Here is a 23,610-nt window from a genome sequence, read left to right as displayed (position 1 = left end):
CGTTCGGGGGCGATCACGACTGCCACGCGGCGTACCGGCGGACGACCGGTTCCAGGTAGTCGGCGTGAGGCCCGCTGAGCCGCGCGAGCTCGGCGGGGGAGCGGACGAGGGTGATCCGGTCCAGCTCCGGGTCGCGGCCCAGAGCCGTCTCCGACGCCACGAGATCCGCGAATCGTTCGTGCAGGAACGGCGCGGGCCGGGGCGGAGCGAGGAACAGGACGCCGACGCTTCCACCCTCGTCCCGGATGATCAGCCACAGGGTCAGTTCATCGGGCGCCGTGTCGGCGCCGATCTCCTCGGCCAGTTCCCGCGTGGCGTGCCGGCGCAGGGCGGCCGCGTCGAGGAGCCCGTCGTCCTCGGGAGGTTCGGCGGAACCACCCGGCAGTTGCCAGCGGCCCGGAGCGGCCGTCCACGAGGACATCCGCACCACCAGGAGGCGCCCGTCGTCCGTCGGCTGCACGACGTTGACGAACAATGACGGCAGCCACACTGCGGCGCCCGGGACACGGCGCAGGGCATGGAGCCGGTAGGTGGTCCGTGCCCACGTGATGACCAGGCCGTCCGGATCACCCCGTCGCAGTCCCGCGCATGACACGGCCGGTCCGTCGAAGAGGGCCGGATTCGCCCGCACCGCCTCGTCCCACGCGCGATTCACGGCCGCCTGCTCGTCGGGCGGGATCCGCGGCGCGGCGGCTTCGACGAGGCGGAGCCGGCGAGTCTCCAGGAGTTCGACGCCGGCGGGTGCCGGCAGAGCCTCGCTCACCGGCCCATGTTCGCACGAGCACCACCCGCCGGAGGTGACTCGCACGCGCACCAGACTCGTACGGGCACGGGACTCGCCAGGGACAGGGACCGTGTCCCGGCACGGCTCCTGTCACCGCTCCCGGCAGGCGTCGCCGGCCGGGCTCCGCACCGTGGAACGGCCTCGGAGGACTCCGCGACCGGTACGGCGGCGGGAACGCCCGTCCCAGGCGTCAGTGCCAGAGCGTGATGGTGGTGCCCGGCGGCTGCTGGCCGAGCGGATTCTCGCCGACCACGCGGTCGGTGCCCACCAGCCTGCGGGTCTTGACGTTGAAGCCGGCCGCCTTCAGCTCGTTCACCGCGTCCTTGATGGCCTTGAAGCGCACGTCGGGCACGTTGACGACGGCGGGCGGGCTCTGGCCGGGGTCGGCGGGGTTGACCTCCCACGGCCAGTGGAAGCCCTGGTCCGGGCCGCGTGAGGCCGTCAGATGGACGGTCGCCCCGGCCACCACTTCGGCGCCGCCGGGCGGGTCCTGGGCGATCACCGTGCCCGGCGGGGCGTCGTCGGTGGTCTCGTCGATCTGGACGTTGAAGCCCTTCTCACGCAGGAACTTCTCCGCCTGGTCGCGCATCATCTGCGTGACGTCCGGCATCAGCAGTCCGGCGCTGACGACGAAGTTGACCGTGCTGCCCTTCTTGACGCGCTTGCCCACCGGCGGGTTGGTGCGGATGACCTGGTCGCGGGGGATGGTGTCGCTCGCGCTCTTGCTCACCCGCCCGGGGGTCAGCCCGGCATCGGCGATCTTCGCCCGGGCGTCCGTAAGGCTGAGCTTCTCGACTATCGGCACGGTGATCAACTGCGGACCGGCCGACGGGATCAGGGTGAGCACCGAGCCCTTGACCACCTCGGCGCCCGCTCCCGGATCGGTGTCGAGGACGATGTCCTTCGGCACCTTGTCGTCGAACCGCGCCTCGCCGACCCGGACCTCGAAACCGGCCTGCTGCGCCACCTGCCTGGCGACGGTGACGGGCTTGTTCACCAGGTCGGGGACCTTCGTGTAGCGGCCCTGGGAGAACCACCAGCCGGTGAAGGCGATGCCCGCCAGCATGACGACGGCCAGCGCGGCGACGAACCAGACGGGCCTGATCCTGCCGCGTCCCCGGCGTCGCCCCGTCTCGGCCCGGCCGGTCACCAGTTCCGAGCGCGGCTGGATCATCGTGTGGCCGAGCGATGAATCGGGCTCGGCGAGCGCGTGCTGCCCTGTGCCCAGCGACCCGGTGCCAAATGACCCGGTGCCAAACGACCCTGTGCCGAGCGACCCCGTGCCGAACGGCGAGGCCCCGCCGGCCGGTGGGATGGTCCGGTGCGCGCCCGTCCGTACGCCGCTGTGGGCACCGGTGTCCGGGGCCCCGTGGCGCGCGGCGTGCGCACCGGTGTTCCCCGTCTTCGGCAGCGTGCGGTGGATCTCGACGGCGGCGACGAGCATGGCGGTCGCGTCCGCCGGGCGCCCGGCGGGGTCCTTGTCGGTGGCCGCGGCGACGAGCGCGTCGATCACCGGCGGCGCGTCGGGCACGATCGAGGACGGCGGGGGGACGGTCTCGTGCACGTGCCGGTACGCGACCGACATCGGCGTCTCGCCCGTGTACGGCTGCCGCCCGGTGAGCAGCTCGAACAGCATGATCCCGGCGGCGTACACGTCGCTGCGCGCGTCGGCCATGCCGGTCGTGACCTGCTCGGGCGACATGTAGCCGATCGTGCCGATCATCATGCCGGTCTTGGTCTGGTTGGTCGCCTCGATCGCGCGGGCCAGGCCGAAGTCCACGACCTTCACCCGGCCGTCGTCGGCGAGCAGCACGTTCTCGGGCTTGACGTCGCGATGGATGAGCCCGGCCTGATGGGCGGCGCCGAGGGCGGCGAGCACCGGGATGACCATCTCCAGGGCCTCGCGGGCCGGGAGACGGCCGCGCCGGCGCAGGACGTCGCGCAGCGTCCGGCCGGGGACGTACTCCATCGACAGGTAGACGTGCGCCCCGTCGGTGCCCTGGTCGAAGACCTGCACGATGTTGGGGTGCGAAAGGCTGGCCACCGACTTGGCCTCGCCGATGAACCGCCGCACGAACTGCGGGTCCTCGGCCAGCGAGCGGTGCATCACCTTGACGGCGACCGTGCGGTCGAGCCGGACGTCCAGAGCCAGGTAGACGGAGGCCATGCCACCCCGGGCGATCCGGGACTCGACGCGGTATCGCCCGTCGAGCAACTGCCCCACGAGCGGGTCGGTTAGCGTCGTGTCCACTCGCCAGAGTTTACGGGTGATTTGCCGCCGGGCGTGTTCCCGAATCCCAAACCGAGACCTATTCGGCCGCCTCCCGCGCCGTCCGAAAAGCCATGCCGATTCCGAAAACCGGGCTTACCAGACGAGGGACCGGCCGCCGTCCACCCCGCCCGCGCAGACGTTCGGGGCAGGCGGGCGAGGGGAGGACGGCTGGTCGCGGGGGTGGCGGATTCAGGACGCGCGAGCGGGGGAGGACGCCTCGGCGTAGCGGCGGCGCGGGATGCGCCCGGCGAGACGGGCGAGCCGCCCGGCCGTGACCGCCTGCCGCATGGCCGCGGCCATCAGGCCGGGCCGGTGCGCCCGCGTCACGGCAGTCGCCAGCAGCACGGCGTCGCAGCCCAGCTCCATCGCCAGCGCGGCGTCGCTGGCCGTGCCGATGCCGGCGTCGAGAATCACCGGCACCGTGGCGGCCTCGACGATCAGCTCGATGCTGTGCGGGTTGCGGATGCCCAGCCCTGAGCCGATCGGGGCGCCGAGCGGCATCACCGCCGCGCACCCGGCGTCCTGGAGCCTGCGGGCCAGCGCCGGGTCGTCGCCGATGTACGGCAGCACCGTGAAACCGTCGGCGACCAGCCGCTCGGCGGCGTCGAAGGTCTCGATCGGGTCGGGCAGCAGGGTCCGCTCGTCCGCGATGACCTCCAGCTTGACCCAGTCGGTCTCCAGCGCCTCGCGGGCCAGGCGGGCGGTCAGCACCGCCTCCCCGGCGGTGAAGCAGCCCGCCGTGTTCGGCAGCACCCTGATGCCGCGAGCGCGCAGCAGGTCGAGCACCGAACCGCGGGACTCCGGGTCGAGCCTGCGCATCGCGACGGTCGTCAGCTCGGTGCCGGAGGCCTCCAGCGCCTGGTCGAGCACCTCCAGCGACGGTGCGCCGCCGGTGCCCATGATGAGCCGCGAGGTGAACTTCTCCCCGCCCAGCACGAGGACGTCGTCGGTCATGCTCACCCTCCCTGCACGGCCGTGAGCACTTCGACGCCGTCGCCGTCGGCGACCTGGGTGGAGTCCCAGGCGCTCCGGCTCACGACTTCGCCGTTCAGCGCCACCGCGACCCCCGACGTGAGGGCCGTGAGGGTCCGTACGGCGTCGCCGATCGTGGCGCCGTCCGGCAGTTCGGCCGCGCTTCCGTTGATCGTGACTTTCATTGGCTGAATCTCCCTGGATCGCAGAACCGGGCGACCGGGGGCACCTCGTCGCCGGTGAGGAACGCGGCGACGGCGTCGGCGGTGACCGGGGACAGCAGCACCCCGTTGCGTCCGTGCCCGGTCGCCGCGAGCACGCCGGGCGGCCCGGCGGGACCGATGAGCGGAAGGTTGTCGGGCGTGCCCGGGCGGAAGCCGGTCGTCGTCTCGGCCAGTTCGAGCTCGGTGATGCCGGGCACCAGTTCGCGGGCGTCGCGCAGCAGCTCGTACACGCCTCCGGCGGTGACCCGCGCGTCGTACCCCATCTCCTGGGTGGTGGCGCCCAGGGTGATCTCTCCGTCGCCGCGGGGGACCAGGTAGGCGGGGGAGCCGTGCACCAGCCCCCTGACGCACCGGGTGAGGAAGCCGCGTGGCCCGCGCAGCCGGAGGATCTCGCCCTTGACCGGGCGCACCGGCAGGCCGGGCAGCAGGGACGCCGACCACGACCCGGCCGCCACGACGACCTGGCCGGCCGTGACGGCGCCGCCGGACTCCAGCCGTACGCGGGGGGCGCCCGGCCCCTGGGCGTCGATTCCGGCGACGCGCTCGTTCACGAGCGTGCCGCCCGCCTTCTCGAACGCCGTGAGCAGGGCGCGCACGACCCTGCGCGGGTTGACCCAGGCGTCGTCGCGGGCCAGCAGCCCACCGCGTACGGAGGGGGAGAGCATCGGCTCGAAGGAGCGGCACTCGCGCCCGGTGAGCCGCTCGACCCGCAGGCCGAGCGTCCGCTCGAAGGCCGCGAGGTCGTCGAGGACGGCCATGTCGTCCGCGCCGCGGGCGACATCCAGCGTGCCCTCGGTCCGGTAGTCGAGGTCGGCGCCGGTCTCGTCCTCAAGCTCCGCCCGGAACGCCGGCCAGGCCGCCAGCGACGCGAGACCGAGCCGCAGCAGGGGCTCCTCCGTGTAGGTCACCTCGCTGACCGGCGCGAGCATCCCCGCCGACGCGTGGGTGGCCCCGCCTCCGGGCGAGGGGTCGATCACCGCCGCCGACAGGCCGCGCCGGGCGGTGCGCCAGGCCGCGGCCAGGCCCGCCACCCCGCCGCCCACGATCACGACGTCGTAGCCGGACTGGACGCCGGATGGCGGTGTGCGGGACACAGCGCTCCCTTCGCCGGCATTACCCGGATCAGGTCGGGGCGGTCGAGAGCCTCACGCTCTCCTCTCAGCCCGGTCCGCCGGGCTCCCGCGCGTCTTACCCCCATAAGGGTAGTACGCCGCCTATAACGGGCGATCGCCGGACCGATGAGTACGGGGGCCGGCCGCCGTCATAGGAGACCGGACGTTCAACGACTCTGCGGAGGCACCTCATGGCCACGATGCTGTATTCGGCCACCATGTCCCTGGACGGCTTCATCGCCGGGCCGGGCGGCGACATGTCCTGGCTGACCGAATATCTCGGGCCCAATCCGGACGCGGACGGGCTCGTCGGCGACATCGGCGCGCTGCTCGTCGGCAACCGCACCTTCCGGGGCGACGACCCGAACCGCGGCACCCCGAAGGAGGGCGCGTTCGGCGGCGCGTGGAGCGGGCCGCAGATCGTGCTCACCCACGATGTCCCGGCCGCGCCGGTGCCCGGCGTGACCTTCGTGACGGACCTCGGCGCCGCCGTCGAGGCGGCCAGGGCGGCCGCCGGGGACAGGTATGTCAACGTGCTCGGCGCCGACGTCGCCGCGCAGTGCCTCGACGCGGGCCTGCTCGACGAGATATTCGTGTGCGTGGCGCCCGTGATGCTCGGCGACGGCGTCCGGCTGTTCTCCCGCCCCGGCGGGGCCCGGGTCCGGCTCGAACGGACCTGCGTCTCGCATGTGCCGCACGCGACGAACATCCGGCTGCGCGTGCTCCGGTGAGAACGCGATGTGACAACGCGATGTGAGAACGCGCGGTGGGAAGACGCGGTGAAAGGCGCGGGGCTCACAATGCGGGCCCCCGTGGAAGTGCGCGTCAATTACCCAACTCGTTATGGGGGCCCCGTTGGCCAGGGCCCCCGTTGACAATCTATGGTCAAGCTGTGGATCACGTCGTGGTGGTGGGTGCCGGCCTGGCCGGCGTGCGAAGCATCGAGGCGTTGAGGTTCCGTGGGTTCACCGGACGCATCACGCTCATCGGCGAGGAACACCATCGCCCCTATGACCGGCCGCCGCTGTCGAAGGCGGTGCTGCTCGGAGAGACCGACTCCACTGTCGTCGACTCCGACCTCGACGCCCTCGACGTACGGCTGTGTCTCGGCACGGCGGCCAAGGGCCTGCGCGACGGCGTGCTGGAGACGACCGAGGGCGAGCTGGAATACGACGGCCTGGTCATCGCCACCGGCGCCACGCCGATCCGCCTGCGCGGGGAGGGCCGTCAGCACGTGCTGCGCACGATCGAGGACGCGCTCGCGCTGCGCGAGCGGCTGGTCCCCGGCGCCCGCGTGGCCGTCGTCGGGGCCGGCTGGATCGGCGCGGAGGTCGCGACCGCGGCGGCCAGGGCCGGTTGCGCGGTGACCGTCGTGGAAGCGGGGGAGAGCCCGCTCGCCGTGGCCCTCGGGCCCGCCGTGGGCAGCCACACCACCGGCTGGTACGCGCAGGCGGGCGTCGAGCTGCGCCTCGGGGCGCTGGTCGGCACCGTGGACCCCGACGGCCTGACGCTCATGTCCGGCGCCCGGGTCCCGGCCGACGTGGTCGTCACCGGCGTCGGGGTGCGCCCCGCCGTCGACTGGCTGAAGGGGTCGGCGGTCCGCGTCGACGACGGGGTGGTGGTCGACGAGCACCTGCGCACGTCGCTGCCCAACGTGGTCGCGGTGGGCGACTGCGCGAGCTGGTGGTCGCGCAGGTTCGGCTCCCGGCTGCGCGTCGAGCACTGGGACACCGCGCTCCAGGCCCCCGACGTGGCCGCCGCCACCCTGCTGGGCGGGGAGGCGGTCTATGACCCCGTGCCGTACTTCTGGTCCGAGCAGTTCGGTCACATGGTGCAGTTCGCCGGTCACCGGGAGGCCGGCGACCGCATGGTGCTGCGCGGCGACCCGCGCAGGGACGCGAAGTGGGCGGTGTGCTGGCTGACGGCGGACGACCGGCTCGCCGCGGTGCTCACCGTCGACCGGCCGCGCGACGTGGTGCAGGGCCGGAAGATCGTCGAGGGCGGTCAGCGGCTCGATCCTCTGCGGGTGGTGGATCCGGCCCGGCCGCTACGCGACTGCATTATGGCCTAATCAAGGTGTTTCCCGGCAGCGCGTATGTGGTAATGGTGGTTCCGTGACGCTTACTGTTGCGCAGATCGACCGGGAGACCGACCAACTGGTAGGGGAGTGGCTCCCCCTCTCGGAGGCCGCCAAGAAGCTGGGACTCAACGTCGGCCGCGCCAAGCAGCTCCTCAAGGACAAGAAGCTCGTCGGCGTCCGGCGGGGTGGCGGCGAGCCGCAGATCCCGGCGGTGTTCATCGTGGACGGCGAGGTGCTCAAGGGCCTGCCCGGCACGCTCACCGTCCTGTCCGACGCCGGGTACGACGAGGTGGAGTCGATCCGGTGGTTGTTCACCCCGGACGACTCGCTGCCCGGGGCCCCGATCGACGCGATCGTGAAGGGCCGGCACACCGAGGTCAAGCGCAGGGCCCAGGCCCTCGGCTTCTGACCCCGCCGCCGCATGGCATTGTGGTCGGGTGGACGACATCCGGCGAAAGCGGCTCGCGCAGGCCAGGCTCTACCTCTGCACTGACGGCAGGAGGGACCGCGGCGACCTGGAGAAATTCCTCGACGCGGTCCTGTCCGGCGGGGTGGACATCGTGCAGCTCAGGGAGAAGGGCCTGGAGGCGCGCGAGGAGCTGGACCTGCTCGAGGTCTTCCGCGCGGCCTGCGACAGGCACGGTGCGCTGCTGGCGGTCAACGACCGGGCGGATGTGGCCTACGCCGCCCGGCCCGACATCCTGCACCTCGGCCAGGACGACCTCCCGGTCCCGGTGGCGCGGGAGATCCTCGGTCCCGATGTCCTCATCGGCAGGTCCACGCACTCGGCGGCCGAGGCGTCGGCCGCCGCCGTGGAGCCGGGCGTGGACTACTTCTGCTGCGGGCCGATCTGGCCCACGCCCACCAAGCCCGGCCGCCCGGCGCCCGGCCCCGCGCTGCTGGAGCATGCCGCGGGCCTGGGCGCCGACCGGCCGTGGTTCGGCATCGGCGGCATCGACCTGGGCAACCTCGACGAGGTGATGGCGCGCGGCGTGCGCCGCGCCGTGGTCGTCCGGGCGATCACCGAGGCCGACGATCCGGGCGCCGCCGCCGCCGCGCTCAAGGCCCGGCTGTCCGCCGTCCCGCTCTGAGCAGGAAGCTCGCGTCGGGTACGGCGGAACACGCGTCGGCTACGGCGGGCCGCGCGCCTCAGGTGCGGCGCGACGTGGCGGCCACGGCCAGGGCGGCCAGTGCCGTGCGGGCCTCCTCCTCGATCGGCGCCTGGCCGAGGGCGTGGAGCGCGTCGTCGAGGTAGCGCTTGATCATGCCTTCGCACGCGGCCAGCGCGCCGGTCTCCTCGATCACCGCGCGCAGCCGCCCGACCCCGTCGGCGTCCAGCTCGGGGTCGCCGAGCAGGTCCCGTACGACCGCCGTCTGGGCGGGGGTGGCCGAGGCGAGCGCACGCGCGATCAGGACGGTCCGCTTGCCCTCGCGAAGGTCGTCCCCGGCGGGCTTGCCGGTCTCCGCCGGGTCGCCGAACACGCCGAGGATGTCGTCGCGGAGCTGGAAGGCGATGCCCACCTGCTGGCCGTACTGCACGCAGAGCCGGTCGATCCAGGCGTGGTTGGCCTGAGCGGCGAGGACGAGCCCGAGCCGGAGCGGCTGCTCGACCGAGTATTTGCCGCTCTTGTACAGCGCCACCCGCAGCGCGCTGTCGAACGTGCTCTCCCCCTGCGCCTGTTCGAGCAGGTCGAGATACTGCCCGCACATCAGCTCGGTGAGCATGTAGTCGTGCATCGGCTGGGCGACGGCGATCGCCTCGGGCGCCAGGCCGCTGTTGCGCCACATCTCCCCGGACCACACCAGCAGCAGGTTGCCCAGCAGCACCGCCGAGCCCTCGCCGAACTGCCGGGCCGAGCCGAGCCAGCCCGCCTCGGCGTGTATCCGTTCGAACCGGCGGTGCGCCGACGGCATGCCCCGGCGCACGTCGCTCGCGTCCATCACGTCGTCGTGGATGAGCGCGCTGGCCTGCAGGAGCTCCAGTGAGGCGGCGGCGAAGCGCAGGCCCGGTTCGTCGCCTCCTCCGGCGGCGCGCCAGCCCCAGTAGCAGAAGGCGGGCCGCAGTCTCTTGCCGCCGGCCAGGAAATCCTCCGCGGCGGACAGCAGGACGGCCAGATGAGGGTCACTGAAGTGTGGTCGCTGCCGGTCGAGGAACTCCCGGAGTGCGAGGTCCACCTCCGTACGGATGGAATCGAGCGAGGCGGCGGAAGCGGTCATGTTCTGAGACTAACCGGGGTTGATCCAGACACCCATCAGCAGATCCCCTCCAAGTGGGCCAACTCGCTCTGATAGGGCAAATGTCCACATAGCAAGACCATGACGGTCGCGAAAACCGCCATCGCTGTACCCTTGCCGGTATGGCTCTCGGTCTGCCCTCGCGGCTTCCTGATCGCGTCCCGACGGTCCGCGAACTGCTGGCCGCGGGCGAGCGCTCGTTCTCGTTCGAGTTCCTCCCGCCGAAGACCGACGAGGGGGAGCGGCAGCTGTGGCGGGCGATCCGTGAGCTGGAGGCGCTGCGCCCGACGTTCGTCTCCGTGACCTATGGCGCCGGCGGCTCGACCCGGGACCGCACGGTGGACATCGTCGAACGGCTGGCGCACGAGACGACGCTGACCCCCGTCGCCCACTTCACCGCGGTCGACCACTCCATCCGCGAGCTGCGCCACCTCGTCGGCAGGTTCGCCGACGCGGGCGTGCGCAACATCCTCGCCGTACGCGGCGATCCGCGCGGCGGCAACCCCCTGGACGAGTGGGTCAAGCACCCGGAGGGCGTCCTGTACGCCGAGGATCTGGTGCGGCTGATCCGCCAGGCGGGCGACTTCTGCGTGGGGGTGGCGGCCTTCCCGTACAAGCACCCCAGGTCGGCGACCATCGAGTCGGACACGAAGTATTTCGTGCAGAAGTGCCGGGCCGGCGCGGACTACGCGATCACACAGATGTTCTTCAGGGCCGAGGACTACCTGCGGTTGCGCGACCGCGTGGCGGCCCACGGGTGCGACACCCCGATCATCCCGGGCATCATGCCCGTCACGCAGATGAGCACGATCGCCCGGTCGGAGCAGCTGTCCGGCGCGCCGTTCCCGCCGGAGGTGGCCGAGCGGTTCGCGGCCGTCGCCGACGACCCGGCCGCGGTCCGCCGCGTCGGCCTCGAGCACGCCATCGAGATGTGCCAGAAGCTCCTCGACGAGGGCGCGCCCGGCATCCACTTCATCACCTTCAACCGGTCGAGCGCGACCCGCGAGGTGTTCCAGGCGCTGCACAGCGTGCCCGCCGCCGCAACCGGCTGAGCCGGCCTGTCCTGTCAGCCTTCCGCGGCCTCGCGAGCCTCGCTGCCGGCCAGCGGCAGCCGCACCCCGGCGATGACGTACTCCTCGTAGCCGCCGGGGAAGACGAACCGGGTCATCAGGTCGGCGAACCCGACGTCCCGGTAGAGGTGCCGGGCCACCGTGGGGGCGTCGTGCGTCGACAGCACGGCCGTACGCTCCGGGCGGCCCTCGCACAGCGTGTGGATCAGCCGCCGGCCGATGCCCCGGCCCTGGTGCTCGGGGCGCACGTGGACCTCGGCGATCTCCAGGGCGTCGCCGAACCAGTCGTTCGCCACCACCGGCCCGGCCCGGTCCTGCAGCGCCCCGCGCACGACGTCGTGCCACCACTGCCCCTGGCCGCCGTGGAAGCCGTACGCGAAGCCGGCGATGGCGGAGGTCTGCGTGTCCTCCGCGAGCACGCAGTCGAAGTCGGGGTAGGTGGCGTGGTTGCGCATGATCGCCATGCGGCCCGCCAGCTGGTCCGACGGCGGGCGCATGGCGACCGTGTAAATGTCCAGCACGGTGTCCAGCACAGCCCTGAACTCGTCAGGCCCCACCCGTAGCAGTCGGATCACTCGTCGCACACTAGCAAAACGACGCCGGACCGGTCCGGCAGGTGTCACTCCACCTCTGCGGGCGTGCCCCCCGTGATGCGCAGCAGCTCGTCGTAGGACGCGGGGAAGACGGTGTGGGGGTGCCCGGCCGCGGCCCAGACGACGTGGTGCTTGCTCAGCCAGGTGTCCACCAGCGTCCGTACGGGCGCGGGGTGCCCGATCGGGGCGACGCCGCCGATGGGCTGCCCGGTGTGCTCGCGGACGAACTCCGGCGTGGCCCGCCGCACCTTCGCCGCGCCCACGAGCCGCGCGATCAGATCGGTGTTCACGCGGTGGGCGCCGCTGGTCAGCACCAGCAGCGGCGCGCCGTCCGCGTCGAAGATCAGGCTGTTGGCGATCGCGCCGACCTCGCAGCCGAGCTGGGCCGCCGCCGTGGCGGCCGTCGGCGCGGCCTCGTCGAGCACGACGACCTCGCCCGTCACCGCGTGAGCCCGCAGGGCCTCCTGAACCCGGACGACGTTCGGATGCAACTTTTCTGCCACCTGGTCACTCTAAACGGATTGCCAGGACATACGCGGCCGATTATGGCCACTTACGATCACGCGGCTCACAATCAGTCCGTAAGGTGAGTCCTTTGATCGAGAAACGGGCTTATGAGGGGGTTGGTCATGATGAGGGGTCGACGGCGACTGCTCGTCGCGGTCGGGGCCGCGACGTTCGCGACGGCCTTCGCGGCCACCGGCGTCGCCGGCACGGCGCAGGCGCGCACCGCCGTGCCGGTGGGGGTCGTGACCACGGGGACCGCGCTCCCGGCGCTCCCGGCGCTCCCGGCGCTCCCGGCGTCCTCGGCGCTCCCGGCGCTCACGGCGCGAGGGGCTGTCCCCGCCCGCGCCACCGGTTATCCGGCGTTCACCGCGCCGGGCAAGACGCTCAAGCTCGGCGTCAAGGGCTCCGCCGTGAAGGCGCTGCAGGCCCGGCTCAAGGAGCTCGGGTACGTGCCCGGCAGCGTCGACGGCCGATACGGCGGGGCCACGCTGACGGCGGTCTGGGCATTCCAGAAGGTGCAGGGGATCACGCCGACCAGCACGGTCGCCGCCCGCACCTGGAGGGCGCTGGAGAACCCCCGGGCGCCCAAGGTCCTGGTGCCCAGGGGCAAGGCGACCCGCGTCGAGGTGAACCTGACCAAGCAGGTGATGGTTCTGTACCGGGGTGGCGCGCCGGTGCTGATCAGCCACATCTCCAGCGGCAGCGGCATCCCCTACACCGAGTACGCCACCTGGAACGGCAAGCGGCAGCGGTTCTCCGGCAGCGCCCGCACGCCGACCGGCGACTACAAGACCACCTGGCGGGTCAAGGGCTGGCACCGGTCCTACCTCGGGCAGCTCTACAACCCCATCTTCTTCAACGGCGGCATCGCGCTCCACGGCGCGCTGTCGGTGCCGCTCTACCCGGCGTCGCACGGCTGCGTGCGGCTGCCCATGAACGTGGCCGAGATGCTGCCGGGCATGCTCGGCAAGGGCGTCCCGGTGCACGTCAGGGGCGCCTTCAGGCGCTAGCTCCCCACCCGGAGGGGCCTCGAGCGAAACGGTCGCTCGGGGCCCCTCCGTCGTCTCCGGCCCCGCGTTTCGAACGCGGTCCTCGAACATGTATTCGTTGACAGCCTTGACAGGGGGCATGATCGAATCTATGTTCGATGGAGTGGGCGTGGGACTCGCGGCTCGCGCCCACCCCGTCGGATTCGTGCCTTCGTCGTCGGCGGAGACGGATGCGGCACGGCCCGCGGCGTGGGCCGGACGGGGAGAGGGGAAGCTCCTCGTCCGGCCGCCCGCGGGAGGCTGAGAAAGCGCCGGGTGATCTCGAGCGGTCGGGATCTCCCGGCCGGCGAAATTGTCGGTGCGGTCTGCGACTGTGAAGTCACCGGCGACCTTCGCCGGAGTGCCACGACTCAAGGAGGCGGGCATGACTGAGCAGAAGGACGATCAGAAGAGCGGGCCTCGGCTCTCGCAGGCGGTTCTGGCACACCTCGCGGACGCCAGGGCATGCCTCGCGGACGCCACCGTCGGGCCCACTCCAGCGGACCGCTACGTGTCGGCCCACCTGGCGGCCCTCCGTGCGGCCGCCGGGATCCTCGCGGCCCGTCCGCGGCCGATGGACGGCCGCAGGCGGCGGCTGCGCAGCGCCTGGGAGCTGCTCCCCGAGGCCGAGCCCAAGCTCGCGGACTGGGCGGCCTATTTCGCGGTGAGCGCGACCAAGCGCGCGGCGGCCGAGGCCGGCATGGTCCGAGCCGTCACGCAGAACGACGCGGAGGAAATCATAGCGGAGGCGGACAGGTTCGTCGGCGAGGTCGAATCGATCCTCGGCCTGCCCGGCCGCCCCACCCTGCCCATGGCCGGCTGAGCCCATGGCCGGCTGACGCCGCATCCTGGGCCGTGCGCCGCACCGGTGATCGAGCCGGACCGGTGGGCCGGCAGGAGCCGACGGCCGTGGCGCTGGTGGAGGCCTACCAGGTCATCGCGGTGATCGATGGGCTGGATGAGATCGGCTCCCTCCTGCAAACCGCGGGGGAGACAGAGCGACTCAGGCTGTGGTCACATCGCGGCCGGCATGATCGTGGCGGAGGTCAGACGGGGTCGCGCTCCAGGGGGCAGCTCATGCACCGCGGCCCGCCGCGTCCGCGGCCGAGCTCGCTGCCCCGGATGGTGATGACCTCGATGCCGTGCCTGCGCAGGTGGTTGTTGGTCGTGGTGTTGCGCTCGTAGGCCACGACCACGCCGGGTTCGAGCGCCAGCACGTTGCAGCCGTCGTCCCACTGCTCGCGCTCGGCCGCGTGCACGTCCTGCGTCGGCGTGAGGACCTTGATGTCGTCGAGGCCGAGGGCCCGGGCGATCGCCTTGTGCATGTCCTCCGGCGGGTGGTCGGTGACCTTCAGCTCCTTGTCGGTGTCGCCCGGCTCCACCGTGTAGGACGGCAGCATGCCGAGCCCGGCGTACTTGGTGAACACGCCCACGTCGACGTTGGTCATCACGGTGTCGAGGTGCATGAACGCACGGGTCTTGGGCAGGTCGAGCGCCACGATGCGGGTCGCCGAGCCCGCCCGGAACAGGTTGGTCGCCAGCATCTCCACGGCCTGCGGCTGGGTGCGCTCGCTCACCCCGACGAGCACGACGCCGTCGCCGAGCACCAGGACGTCGCCGCCCTCGACGGTGGCCGGGGCCATGCGCACGCCCTCGTACCAGACGTTGAACCCGCCGCCGTCCGGGTTGCCGTACCCCGAGGCGAACAGCGGGTGCCACCGGTAGACCGCCTCGTAGTTGACGGTCTCCCGCCTGCGCGCCTTCTTGCGCATCGGATTGATCGAGACCCCGTCGTACACCCAGCAGGAGGTGTCGCGGGCGAACAGGTGGTTGGGCAGCGGCGGGAGAACGAAGTCGTCCACGCCGAGCGTGTGGAAGGCGATGGAGCCCGGGTCGCAGCCCAGCTCAAGGATCTCGCGTTTGGTGATCCCGCCGGTCAGCAGCGGCGCGAGCGCGTCCGCGTCGAGCGCGTCGAGCGTGTTGCGGATCGCGTCGGCGGCCAGCGGGCCGAACCAGTGCTCGTCGACGCTGCCGTCGAGGATGTGCTTGCGCGCGTCGGGGATCTCGATCACCTCGCGCAGGAGGTCGCCGAGGTGGTGCACTTCGACGCCGCGCCCGGCGAGCACCTCGCACCACTCCCGGTGCTCCTCCAGTGCGCGCTGCACCCACAGCACGTCGTCGAACAGCAGGCCGTCCTTGTTGCCCGGGGTGAGCCGCTTGAGCGCGAGTTCGGGTATGTCCACCAGAACCCGGCGAAGCCTGCCCACCTCGGAGCCCACGTAAAACGTCATGTCCTGCCTATCCCCGCAGGGCGGGAATCAGTCGTACCGGCGGCTCCCCGTTGCGGAGGGGCCGCCCGTGACGACGGTGTGTCCGGTGGCCGGCGCCGACGCGCCGCCCGGGCCACACGCGGCAGAACTTGGCCCGTCGGACACGGCCCGTGCCCGAGAAGCCGGACATCGTCACGGGAGCGCGTACGGACCGGGCGGGAGGTCAGAAGGACTCGACGGCGCGGCGGGCCTCCGCGTCGAGCACGCCCCAGTGGATGAACTCCTCGGTCAGCTCGACCGGCGACTTGTCATAGATGACCGCGAGCGAGCGCAGGTCCTCCTGCCGGATGGACAACACCTTGCCGTTGTAGTCGCCCCGCTGGCTCTGGATGGTGGCGGCGTAACGGGCAAGCGGACCGGCCTTGTCCTTGGGCAACTGCGACAGGCGCTCCAGGTCGATGACCAACTTGGGAGCGGGCGCAAGCGGACTGGGGGCGGCTCCGCCCGGAAGAAGCTCCGACACCGGCACTCCGTAGAAATCCGCGAGCTCGGCGAGCTTCTGCACGGTCACCGCGCGGTCGCCCCGCTCATAGGAGCCCACGACGACGGCCTTCCACCGTCCACGGGACTTCTCTTCCACACCGTGCAGGGACAGCCCCTGCTGGGTCCGGATGGCGCGCAGGCGCGCGCCCAGCGACTTGGCGTAGTCAGACGGCATCGTGTGGCCCCCGGCTTTCTATGTCTCTTCTCACTTGATTGTGCGTCCTTGTCCTAAGCGTTCCGAACACCGGGGTTGGTGCCGTGACCGGCACCTTCGGTGACCGCTGCGTCGGGTTTTACCCAGGAAGGTCGCGTGTTGTGGTTACGGACAGTGACGGTAAAGCCGACACTCCCAAAGGTCAAGCTGATTGGAAAAAAGAGCGCGAAACAGTGCTCTCACCGAAATCACCGACACCCGGTGCGATGCGGCTTCCGATCCCCGGCACGTCCCTCGCCCGTTCCCCCGGAACGTCCCCGCCGCGTCCGAGGAACGGCGCCGGAAGGTTCCAGGTCCCCGGCACGTCCTCGTCACGCCGAGGGCGAACGCCCCCCGCGGTGGCATCACCCCTGGCGGGAGGGGGGTTCGCAGACGGCCCTGATACTCTAAGCAGAACCGACACCCTTTTAAGACCCGTCCCGTGAGGCGGGAAAGGTGGTGACTTTTTGATGTCTGATGCCCGAAATCAGGCCCGCGCCGTTCTGGAGGGGCCCGACATCCACCGGGCGCTCACCCGGATCGCGCACGAGATCCTCGAACGCACCAGGGGTGCGGAGAGCGTCGTCCTGATCGGAATCCCCACCCGCGGCGCCACGCTCGCGCACCGCATCGCCGGGCGCATCGCGCAGTTCGAGGGGATCAAAGTCCCCGTCGGCGCCATCGACGTCACGATGTACCGCGACGACCTGCGCCTGCGGCCCGCGCGCCCGCTCGGCCGCACCGAACTGCCCCCGGACGGCGTGGACGGCAGGACCGTCGTCCTCGTGGACGACGTCCTCTACTCCGGCCGCACCGTGCGCGCCGCGCTCGACGCGCTGAACGACGTGGGCAGGCCCCGGGCCGTCCAGCTCGCCACGCTCGTCGACCGCGGCCACCGGGAGCTGCCGATCCGCGCCGACTACGTCGGCAAGAACCTGCCGACCTCCAAGAGCGAGAAGGTCAAGGTCTTCCTGGAGGAGACGGACGGGCGCGACGCGGTCGTGCTCATCAAGGAGGACGACCGATGAAGCATCACCTGATCTCGACCGGCGACCTCACCCGCGACGACGCGCTCCTCATCCTCGACACGGCCGAGGAGCTGGCGCGGGTCTCGCAGCGGTCCATCAAGAAGCTGCCGACGCTGCGCGGCCGCACGGTGGTGAACCTCTTCTTCGAGGACTCCACCCGGACCCGCATCTCCTTCGAGGCCGCGGCCAAGCGCCTGTCGGCCGATGTGATCAACTTCTCGGCCAAGGGGTCGAGCGTGTCCAAGGGCGAGTCGCTGAAGGACACCGCGCTCACCCTGGAGGCCATGGGGGCCGACGCGGTGGTGATCCGGCACAGCGCCTCGGGCGCGCCGCACCGCCTGGCCACCTGGGTGCGCGGCAGCGTGGTCAACGCCGGGGACGGCACCCACGAGCACCCCACCCAGGCGCTGCTCGACGCCTTCAGCATCCGCCGCCGGCTGGGCCGGCTGGAGGGCCTGAAGGTCGCCGTCGTGGGCGACGTGCTGCACAGCCGGGTCGCCCGGTCCAACGTGCTGCTGCTGCACACGCTCGGCGCGGAGGTGACGCTGGTCGCCCCGCCGACCCTGCTGCCGGTGGCGGTCGAGACCTGGCCCTGCCAGGTCTCCTACGACCTCGACGCCGTGCTGCCCAAGTCGGACGTCGTGATGATGCTGCGGGTCCAGCTGGAGCGGATGAACGCGGCCTACTTCCCCTCGGCGCGGGAGTACAGCCGCCGCTACGGCCTCGACCGCGACCGCTTCGCCCGCCTGCACGACGACGCCATCGTCATGCACCCCGGCCCGATGAACCGCGGCATGGAGATCTCCGCGGAGGTCGCCGACTCGCCGCGCTCGACGATCGTCGAGCAGGTCACCAACGGCGTGACGGTCCGGATGGCCGTCCTCTACCTGCTGCTCGGCGGTTCCGAGCCCGCGATCGGAGGCGCCGAATGAGCACGTACGACCTTCACGAGGGGACTGTGACCACCATCCTCATCAGGGGCGCCCGGATCCTGGGCGGCGCCCCGAGCGACATCCTGCTGCGCGACGGCGTCGTGGCGGAGACCGGCGACCTCGCGGGCGCCGCGAAGGCCGGCCAGACGGTCGACGCCGACGGGCTGATCGCCCTGCCCGGCCTGGTCGACCTGCACACCCACCTGCGCGAGCCCGGCCGGGAGGACGCCGAGACCGTCGAGACCGGCACCCAGGCCGCGGCGCGGGGCGGATACACCGCCGTCCACGCGATGGCCAACACCTCCCCGGTGGCCGACACCGCGGGCGTGGTGGAGCAGGTCTGGCGGCTCGGCCAGGAATTCGGGCACTGCGACGTGCAGCCCGTCGGCGCGGTGACCTCCGGCCTGGAGGGCCGCCAGCTGGCCGAGCTCGGCGCGATGGCGGACTCGGCGGCCCGCGTGCGGGTCTTCTCCGACGACGGCAAGTGCGTGTCCGACGCGGTGCTGATGCGCCGGGCGCTGGAGTACGTCAAGGCGTTCGGCGGCGTCGTCGCCCAGCACGCCCAGGAGCCCAGGCTGACCGAGGGCGCCCAGCTCAACGAGGGCGAGGTGTCGGCCAGGCTCGGCCTGACCGGCTGGCCGGCGGTCGCCGAGGAGGCGATCATCGCGCGCGACTGCCTGCTCGCCGCGCACGTCGGCTCCCGGCTGCACGTCTGCCACGTCTCCACCGCGGGCTCCGTCGAGATCATCCGCTGGGCCAAGTCGAAGGGCTGGGACGTGACCGCCGAGGTCACCCCCCACCACCTGCTGCTGACCGACTCCTGCGCGGAGAGGTCGCCGCTCGGGCCGTACAACCCGATCTACAAGGTGAACCCGCCGCTGCGCACCGCCGACGACGTGCGGGCGCTGCGCGAGGCGCTGGCCGACGGCACGATCGACTGCGTGGCCACCGACCACGCGCCTCACCCGGTCGAGGACAAGGAGACCGAGTGGGGGGCGGCGGCCATGGGCATGATCGGCCTGGAGACGGCCCTGTCCGTGGTCCAGGAGGCCATGGTCGAGACCGGGCTGCTCGACTGGGCCGGAGTCGCCGACCGGATGTCCGCACGGCCGGCCAGGATCGGCCGGCTCGCCGGTCACGGCCGCCCGATCGAGGCCGGCGCCCCCGGCAACGTCACGCTGTACGACCCGTCGGTCCGGCAGCCCGTGGACCCGTCCGCGATGGCGTCGAAGAGCCGCAACACCCCCTACGAGGGGCTGACCCTGCCCGGCCGCGTCGTCGCCACGTTCCTGCGCGGCCGCCCCACCGTTCTCGAAGGGAAGCTCGTATGACAGCCCTGCTCGTGCTCGAGGACGGACGCGTCTTCGAGGGAACGCCGTACGGCGCCATGGGCGAGACGTTCGGCGAGATGGTCTTCAACACCGGCATGACCGGCTACCAGGAGACGCTCACCGACCCCTCCTACCACCGCCAGATCGTGGCGATGACCGCCCCGCACATCGGCAACACCGGTGTCAACGACGAGGACCCCGAGTCCCGCAGGGTCTGGGTCGCGGGCTACGTGGTGCGCGAGCCGTCCCGGATCCCGTCGAACTGGCGTTCCCGCAGGACGCTCGACGACTACCTGCGCGACCAGGGCGTGGTCGGCATCGCGATGCCCGGCACCCGGGCTCTCACCCGCCACCTGCGCGAGCGCGGCGCGATGCGCGCGGGCATCTTCAGCGAGGGCGGCGAGCTCGCCGACCTGGTCGAGCGGGTGCGGCGCTCGCCCGGCATGGAGGGCGCCGACCTTGCCCGCGAGGTCAGCACGGCCGAGCCGTACGTCGTCCCGGCGCGTGGCCGCAAGCGCTTCACCGTCGCCGCGGTCGACCTGGGCATCAAGGCGATGACGCCGGAGCGGATGTCCGAGCGGGGCTGCGAGGTGCACGTGCTGCCCGCCACGGCCAAGGCGGCCGACATCCTCGCCCTCAACCCGGACGGCGTCTTCTTCTCCAACGGCCCTGGCGACCCCGCGACGGCCGATTACGCGGTCGAGTCGCTGCGCGAGGTGCTGGGCGAGGGCGTGCCGTTCTTCGGCATCTGCTTCGGCAACCAGATCCTCGGCCGGGCGCTCGGCCTCGGCACCTACAAGCTGCGCTACGGCCACCGCGGGGTGAACCAGCCGGTGCAGGACCGCAGGACCGGCAAGGTCGAGATCTCCGCGCACAACCACGGCTTCGCCGTGCGCGCGCCGCTCGACGGGCCCTTCGAGACCCCGTACGGCGCGGCCGAGGTCAGCCACGTCAACCTCAACGACGACTGCGTGGAGGGGCTGCGCCTGCTGGACCGCCCCGCGTTCAGCGTGCAGTACCACCCCGAGGCGGCCGCCGGCCCGCACGACGCCGCCTACCTGTTCGACGAGTTCTGCCAGCTGATGGACGACAAGAAGGGGGCCAAGGGTGCCTAAGCGTACGGACATCAGGTCCGTCATGGTGATCGGCTCCGGCCCGATCGTCATCGGACAGGCGTGCGAGTTCGACTACTCCGGCACCCAGGCCTGCCGCGTCCTGCGCAGCGAGGGCTTCCGGGTCATCCTCGTCAACAGCAACCCGGCCACGATCATGACGGACCCGGAGTTCGCCGACGCCACCTACGTCGAGCCGATCACGCCGGACATCGTCGAGAAGATCATCGCCAAGGAGCGGCCCGACGCGCTGCTGCCCACGCTGGGCGGCCAGACGGCGCTCAACACCGCCGTGGCGCTGCACGAGGCGGGCGTGCTCGACAAGTACGGCGTCGAGCTGATCGGCGCCGACATCGACGCCATCCAGGCGGGGGAGAACCGCGAGCGGTTCAAGGAGATCGTCGCCAAGGTCGCCGCCGAGCGCGGCCTCAACGCCGAGTCGGCGCGCAGCGCGATCTGCCACACGATGGACGAGTGCCTGCGCGCGGCCGGCGAGCTGGGATACCCCGTCGTCGTCCGCCCGAGCTTCACCATGGGCGGCGCCGGCTCCGGCTTCGCCCACGACGAGCACGAGCTGCGCCGCATCGCGGGCGCCGGCCTCGACGCGTCCCCGACCACCGAGGTGCTCCTGGAGGAGTCCATCCTCGGCTGGAAGGAGTACGAGCTGGAGGTCATGCGGGACCGCAACGACAACGTGGTCATCGTGTGCTCCATCGAGAACATCGACCCGATGGGCGTCCACACCGGCGACAGCGTGACGGTGGCGCCCGCGCTGACGCTGACCGACCGCGAGTACCAGAACATGCGCGACGTCGCGATCGCGGTCATCCGCGAGGTCGGCGTGGACACCGGTGGCTGCAACATCCAGTTCGCGGTCGACCCGGAGACCGGCCGGATGATCGTCATCGAGATGAACCCGCGCGTGTCGCGGTCGTCGGCGCTGGCGTCCAAGGCCACCGGCTTCCCGATCGCGAAGATCGCCGCCAAGCTCGCCATCGGCTACACCCTCGACGAGATCCCCAACGACATCACCAAGGAGACCCCGGCGTCGTTCGAGCCGTCGCTCGACTACATCGTGGTCAAGGTGCCGAGGTTCGCGTTCGAGAAGTTCGCCGGGGCCGACCAGACGCTGACGACCCACATGAAGTCGGTCGGCGAGGCGATGGCGATCGGCCGCTCCTTCCCCGAGGCGCTGCAGAAGGCGCTGCGGTCGATGGAGAAGAAGGGGTCGTCGTTCAGCTGGGCGGGCGAGCCCGGCGACCTGGACGAGCTCCTGGAGGCCTGCCGCAAGCCGCACGACGGACGGCTGCGCACCATGCAGCAGGCCATCAGGGCGGGCGCGACCCCCGAGCAGGTCCACGAGGCCACGTCGGTTGACCCGTGGTTCGTCGACCAGCTCTTCGCGATCGACGAGGTCGCCCGGTCGATCACCGCGCTCGACCGGCCCACCCTGGAGCTGGCCAAGCGGCACGGTTTCAGCGACGCGCAGATCGCCGAGATCCTGGGCGTGCCGGAGCCCGAGGTGCGGGCCACGCGCTACGAGTTCGGCGTCCGGCCCGTCTACAACACCGTGGACACCTGCGCCGCCGAGTTCGCCGCGCGCACGCCGTACCTCTACTCCACGTACGACGAGGAGACCGAGGTGCCGGTGGGGGACCGGCCCAAGGTGATCATCCTGGGCAGCGGGCCCAACCGCATCGGCCAGGGCATCGAGTTCGACTACGCCTGCGTGCACGCGTCGTTCGAGCTGGCCAGGGCCGGCTACGAGACCGTGATGGTCAACTGCAACCCCGAGACCGTCTCGACCGACTACGACACCTCCGACCGGCTCTACTTCGAGCCGCTCACGCTGGAGGACGTGCTGGAGGTCGTGCACGCCGAGCAGGAGACCGGGCCGGTGGTCGGCGTCATCGTGCAGCTCGGCGGGCAGACGCCGCTCGGGCTCGCCCAGGCACTCAAGGACGCGGGGGTGCCCGTGGTCGGCACCTCGCCCGAGTCGATCCACCTCGCCGAGGACCGGGGCGCGTTCGGGCAGGTCCTCGCCGAGGCCGGGCTGCCCGCGCCCAGGCACGGCACCGCGACGACCGTGGAGGAGGCGCAGGCGGTCGCCGAGGAGATCGGCTACCCGGTGCTCGTGCGGCCGTCGTACGTGCTCGGCGGCGCCGGCATGGCCATCGTGTACGACGAGGACACCCTCGGGGCGTACATGGCGAAGGCGGCCTCCGAGCACCCGGTGCTCATCGACCGGTTCCTCGACGACGCCATCGAGATCGACGTGGATGCGCTGTTCGACGGCGAGGAGCTCTACCTCGGCGGCGTCATGGAGCACATCGAGGAGGCCGGCATCCACTCCGGCGACTCGGCGTGCGCCCTGCCGCCGATCACGCTGGGCGGCTTCGACATCAAGCGGATCCGCGCGGCCACCGAGGCCATCGCCCGCGGAGTGGGCGTGCGCGGCCTGCTCAACGTCCAGTACGCCATGGCCTCCAACGTGCTGTACGTCCTGGAGGCCAACCCGAGGGCCAGCCGCACGGTGCCGTTCGTGTCCAAGGCCACGGCGGTGCCGCTGGCCAAGGCGGCGGCGCGGCTGATGCTGGGCGCGACGATCGCCGAGCTGCGCGCCGAGGGCATGCTGCCGGCCGGCTACGACGGCGGCACGCTGCCGCTGGACGCGCCGGTCGCGGTCAAGGAGGCGGTGCTGCCGTTCAACCGGTTCCGCGGCGTGGACATCGTCCTCGGGCCGGAGATGCGCTCGACCGGCGAGGTCATGGGCATCGACGAGTTCTTCGGCACGGCGTTCGCCAAGTCGCAGTCGGCGGCGTACGGCGCGCTGCCGACCAAGGGACGGGCGTTCGTCTCGGTCGCGAACAAGGACAAGCGGGCCATGATCTTCCCCGTGAAGGCGCTCGCGGACCTCGGCTTCGAGATCCTGGCCACGGAGGGCACCGCCGAGGTGCTGCGCCGCAACGGCGTACGTGCCAAGATCGTGCGCAAGCACAGCGACGGGACGGGGCCCGACGGTGAGCCGACGATCGTGCGGCGCATCCTCGACGGAGAGGTGGACCTCATCGTGAACACCCCGTTCGGCAGCCCCGGCCAGGGCGGGCCGCGCCTGGACGGGTACGAGATCCGCACCGCCGCCGTCAACCGCGGCATCGCCTGCATCACGACCGTCCAGGGCCTGGCGGCGGCCGTGCAGGGCATCCAGCACATCGTCAGGGGCGACATCGACGTGCGTTCCCTCCAGGAACACGCCAGGAGGCTGCGAGACTGAACGCGGAGGGCGCGCCGGTGATCTGGACTGAGGAGCGAGGGGAGCGAGGT

Annotated in this window: 22 protein-coding genes and 1 riboswitch; of the genes, 12 read left to right on the top strand and 10 right to left on the bottom strand. The window is 71.7% G+C overall.

From position 1 onward, the window contains the following. Positions 1-13 precede the first annotated feature (13 nt). The 5 genes from ACIBK1_RS26140 to thiO form a co-directional block, all read right to left on the bottom strand. A complete protein-coding gene (locus ACIBK1_RS26140) occupies positions 14-763 on the bottom strand; it encodes an NUDIX hydrolase (RefSeq protein WP_396738317.1) in 750 nt (249 codons plus the stop codon). Between the two features lie 211 nt (positions 764-974). Then, positions 975-3,035, bottom strand: a complete 2,061-nt coding sequence (gene pknB / locus ACIBK1_RS26135) for a Stk1 family PASTA domain-containing Ser/Thr kinase (protein ID WP_396738314.1) — start codon at positions 3,033-3,035, stop codon at positions 975-977. Between the two features lie 210 nt (positions 3,036-3,245). After that, on the bottom strand, positions 3,246-4,010 hold the full coding sequence (locus ACIBK1_RS26130; protein WP_396721290.1) for a thiazole synthase: 765 nt from the start codon (positions 4,008-4,010) through the stop codon (positions 3,246-3,248). 2 nt (positions 4,011-4,012) lie between these two features. Further along, positions 4,013-4,213, bottom strand: a complete 201-nt coding sequence (thiS, locus tag ACIBK1_RS26125; protein WP_030508963.1) for a sulfur carrier protein ThiS — start codon at positions 4,211-4,213, stop codon at positions 4,013-4,015. Beyond that, positions 4,210-5,346 carry a glycine oxidase ThiO gene (thiO, locus tag ACIBK1_RS26120; protein ID WP_051761870.1) on the bottom strand — a complete coding sequence of 379 codons (1,137 nt, stop codon included), beginning with the start codon at positions 5,344-5,346 and terminating at the stop codon, positions 4,210-4,212. Before thiO ends, thiS begins: the two co-directional genes overlap by 4 nt. Beyond that, a riboswitch (TPP riboswitch) is annotated at positions 5,335-5,445 on the bottom strand. Its footprint overlaps the gene before it by 12 nt. A gap of 110 nt (positions 5,446-5,555) precedes the next feature. Between thiO and ACIBK1_RS26115 the strand changes: the two genes are divergently transcribed. The 4 genes from ACIBK1_RS26115 to thiE all read left to right on the top strand — a co-directional run bounded on the left by ACIBK1_RS26115 (position 5,556) and on the right by thiE (position 8,535). Continuing rightward, entirely contained in the window at positions 5,556-6,095 is a 540-nt protein-coding gene (locus ACIBK1_RS26115) for a dihydrofolate reductase family protein (protein WP_396738310.1), read from the top strand. 161 nt (positions 6,096-6,256) lie between these two features. Continuing rightward, the gene (locus ACIBK1_RS26110; protein ID WP_030508966.1) at positions 6,257-7,435 is read left to right on the top strand and encodes an NAD(P)/FAD-dependent oxidoreductase; all 1,179 of its coding nucleotides are present in this window, start codon (positions 6,257-6,259) and stop codon (positions 7,433-7,435) included. Positions 7,436-7,478: 43 nt separating this feature from the next. Beyond that, a complete protein-coding gene (locus tag ACIBK1_RS26105; RefSeq protein ID WP_030508967.1) occupies positions 7,479-7,853 on the top strand; it encodes an Rv2175c family DNA-binding protein in 375 nt (124 codons plus the stop codon). A 28-nt stretch (positions 7,854-7,881) separates the two neighbouring features. Beyond that, on the top strand, positions 7,882-8,535 hold the full coding sequence (gene thiE / locus ACIBK1_RS26100; protein ID WP_036407125.1) for a thiamine phosphate synthase: 654 nt from the start codon (positions 7,882-7,884) through the stop codon (positions 8,533-8,535). 58 nt (positions 8,536-8,593) lie between these two features. Here thiE and ACIBK1_RS26095 read toward each other — a convergent pair whose 3' ends face one another. Beyond that, positions 8,594-9,661, bottom strand: a complete 1,068-nt coding sequence (locus ACIBK1_RS26095) for a polyprenyl synthetase family protein (RefSeq protein ID WP_030508969.1) — start codon at positions 9,659-9,661, stop codon at positions 8,594-8,596. 140 nt (positions 9,662-9,801) lie between these two features. Here ACIBK1_RS26095 and metF point away from each other — a divergent pair, with 140 nt between their 5' ends. Further along, positions 9,802-10,731 (top strand): methylenetetrahydrofolate reductase [NAD(P)H], encoded by a 930-nt coding sequence (gene metF, locus ACIBK1_RS26090; RefSeq protein ID WP_030508970.1) that lies wholly within the window; start codon positions 9,802-9,804, stop codon positions 10,729-10,731. 14 nt (positions 10,732-10,745) lie between these two features. Here the strand turns inward: metF and ACIBK1_RS26085 are convergent, their stop codons facing one another. Next, positions 10,746-11,324, bottom strand: a complete 579-nt coding sequence (locus ACIBK1_RS26085) for a GNAT family N-acetyltransferase (RefSeq protein ID WP_363535294.1) — start codon at positions 11,322-11,324, stop codon at positions 10,746-10,748. A gap of 44 nt (positions 11,325-11,368) precedes the next feature. Then, the gene (locus ACIBK1_RS26080) at positions 11,369-11,845 is read right to left on the bottom strand and encodes a YbaK/EbsC family protein (RefSeq protein WP_030508972.1); all 477 of its coding nucleotides are present in this window, start codon (positions 11,843-11,845) and stop codon (positions 11,369-11,371) included. A gap of 126 nt (positions 11,846-11,971) precedes the next feature. On the opposite strand from ACIBK1_RS26080, the gene ACIBK1_RS26075 reads away from it, so the two are divergent. Together ACIBK1_RS26075 and ACIBK1_RS26070 are read left to right on the top strand one after the other, a co-directional pair. Next, on the top strand, positions 11,972-12,859 hold the full coding sequence (locus tag ACIBK1_RS26075; RefSeq protein ID WP_396738307.1) for a L,D-transpeptidase family protein: 888 nt from the start codon (positions 11,972-11,974) through the stop codon (positions 12,857-12,859). A 403-nt stretch (positions 12,860-13,262) separates the two neighbouring features. After that, positions 13,263-13,700 (top strand): SAV_6107 family HEPN domain-containing protein, encoded by a 438-nt coding sequence (locus ACIBK1_RS26070; protein WP_030508974.1) that lies wholly within the window; start codon positions 13,263-13,265, stop codon positions 13,698-13,700. Between the two features lie 223 nt (positions 13,701-13,923). Here the strand turns inward: ACIBK1_RS26070 and ACIBK1_RS26065 are convergent, their stop codons facing one another. Together ACIBK1_RS26065 and bldD are read right to left on the bottom strand one after the other, a co-directional pair. Continuing rightward, complete coding sequence (locus tag ACIBK1_RS26065) at positions 13,924-15,168, bottom strand: arginine deiminase (RefSeq protein WP_030508975.1); 1,245 nt, start codon at positions 15,166-15,168, stop codon at positions 13,924-13,926. Positions 15,169-15,370: 202 nt separating this feature from the next. Beyond that, positions 15,371-15,865, bottom strand: a complete 495-nt coding sequence (gene bldD, locus ACIBK1_RS26060) for a transcriptional regulator BldD (protein ID WP_030508976.1) — start codon at positions 15,863-15,865, stop codon at positions 15,371-15,373. A gap of 488 nt (positions 15,866-16,353) precedes the next feature. Here bldD and pyrR point away from each other — a divergent pair, with 488 nt between their 5' ends. The 5 genes from pyrR to carB are packed head-to-tail and all read left to right on the top strand — an operon-like array spanning position 16,354 to position 23,560. Then, the gene (gene pyrR, locus ACIBK1_RS26055) at positions 16,354-16,911 is read left to right on the top strand and encodes a bifunctional pyr operon transcriptional regulator/uracil phosphoribosyltransferase PyrR (protein ID WP_030508977.1); all 558 of its coding nucleotides are present in this window, start codon (positions 16,354-16,356) and stop codon (positions 16,909-16,911) included. Further along, positions 16,908-17,843 carry an aspartate carbamoyltransferase catalytic subunit gene (locus ACIBK1_RS26050; RefSeq protein ID WP_030508978.1) on the top strand — a complete coding sequence of 312 codons (936 nt, stop codon included), beginning with the start codon at positions 16,908-16,910 and terminating at the stop codon, positions 17,841-17,843. The genes pyrR and ACIBK1_RS26050 overlap by 4 nt, the downstream gene beginning before the upstream one ends. A gap of 26 nt (positions 17,844-17,869) precedes the next feature. Further along, entirely contained in the window at positions 17,870-19,174 is a 1,305-nt protein-coding gene (locus tag ACIBK1_RS26045; RefSeq protein WP_357319220.1) for a dihydroorotase, read from the top strand. Next, positions 19,171-20,289: a glutamine-hydrolyzing carbamoyl-phosphate synthase small subunit gene (carA, locus tag ACIBK1_RS26040; protein WP_396738303.1), complete on the top strand. Its 1,119-nt coding sequence runs from the start codon at positions 19,171-19,173 to the stop codon at positions 20,287-20,289. The genes ACIBK1_RS26045 and carA overlap by 4 nt, the downstream gene beginning before the upstream one ends. Beyond that, positions 20,282-23,560, top strand: coding sequence for a carbamoyl-phosphate synthase large subunit (carB, locus tag ACIBK1_RS26035; protein ID WP_030508981.1), 3,279 nt, complete (start codon positions 20,282-20,284; stop codon positions 23,558-23,560). Before carA ends, carB begins: the two co-directional genes overlap by 8 nt. Positions 23,561-23,610 lie beyond the last annotated feature (50 nt).

It is taken from the genome of Microbispora rosea (assembly GCF_044460045.1).
GTDB classification, from domain to species: domain Bacteria; phylum Actinomycetota; class Actinomycetes; order Streptosporangiales; family Streptosporangiaceae; genus Microbispora; species Microbispora rosea.
This window is presented reverse-complemented; position numbering and strand designations above follow the sequence as displayed.

Bases quoted from the DNA above. Each gene is read 5' to 3' on its own strand.
- ACIBK1_RS26130 (WP_396721290.1), bottom strand. From the start codon at position 4,010: ATGACCGACGACGTCCTCGTGCTGGGCGGGGAGAAGTTCACCTCGCGG.
- thiS (WP_030508963.1), bottom strand. From the start codon at position 4,213: ATGAAAGTCACGATCAACGGAAGCGCGGCCGAACTGCCGGACGGCGCC.
- ACIBK1_RS26115 (WP_396738310.1), top strand. From the start codon at position 5,556: ATGGCCACGATGCTGTATTCGGCCACCATGTCCCTGGACGGCTTCATC.
- ACIBK1_RS26095 (WP_030508969.1), bottom strand. From the start codon at position 9,661: ATGACCGCTTCCGCCGCCTCGCTCGATTCCATCCGTACGGAGGTGGAC.
- metF (WP_030508970.1), top strand. From the start codon at position 9,802: ATGGCTCTCGGTCTGCCCTCGCGGCTTCCTGATCGCGTCCCGACGGTC.
- ACIBK1_RS26075 (WP_396738307.1), top strand. From the start codon at position 11,972: ATGATGAGGGGTCGACGGCGACTGCTCGTCGCGGTCGGGGCCGCGACG.
- ACIBK1_RS26070 (WP_030508974.1), top strand. From the start codon at position 13,263: ATGACTGAGCAGAAGGACGATCAGAAGAGCGGGCCTCGGCTCTCGCAG.
- ACIBK1_RS26065 (WP_030508975.1), bottom strand. From the start codon at position 15,168: ATGACGTTTTACGTGGGCTCCGAGGTGGGCAGGCTTCGCCGGGTTCTG.
- bldD (WP_030508976.1), bottom strand. From the start codon at position 15,865: ATGCCGTCTGACTACGCCAAGTCGCTGGGCGCGCGCCTGCGCGCCATC.
- pyrR (WP_030508977.1), top strand. From the start codon at position 16,354: ATGTCTGATGCCCGAAATCAGGCCCGCGCCGTTCTGGAGGGGCCCGAC.
- ACIBK1_RS26050 (WP_030508978.1), top strand. From the start codon at position 16,908: ATGAAGCATCACCTGATCTCGACCGGCGACCTCACCCGCGACGACGCG.
- carA (WP_396738303.1), top strand. From the start codon at position 19,171: ATGACAGCCCTGCTCGTGCTCGAGGACGGACGCGTCTTCGAGGGAACG.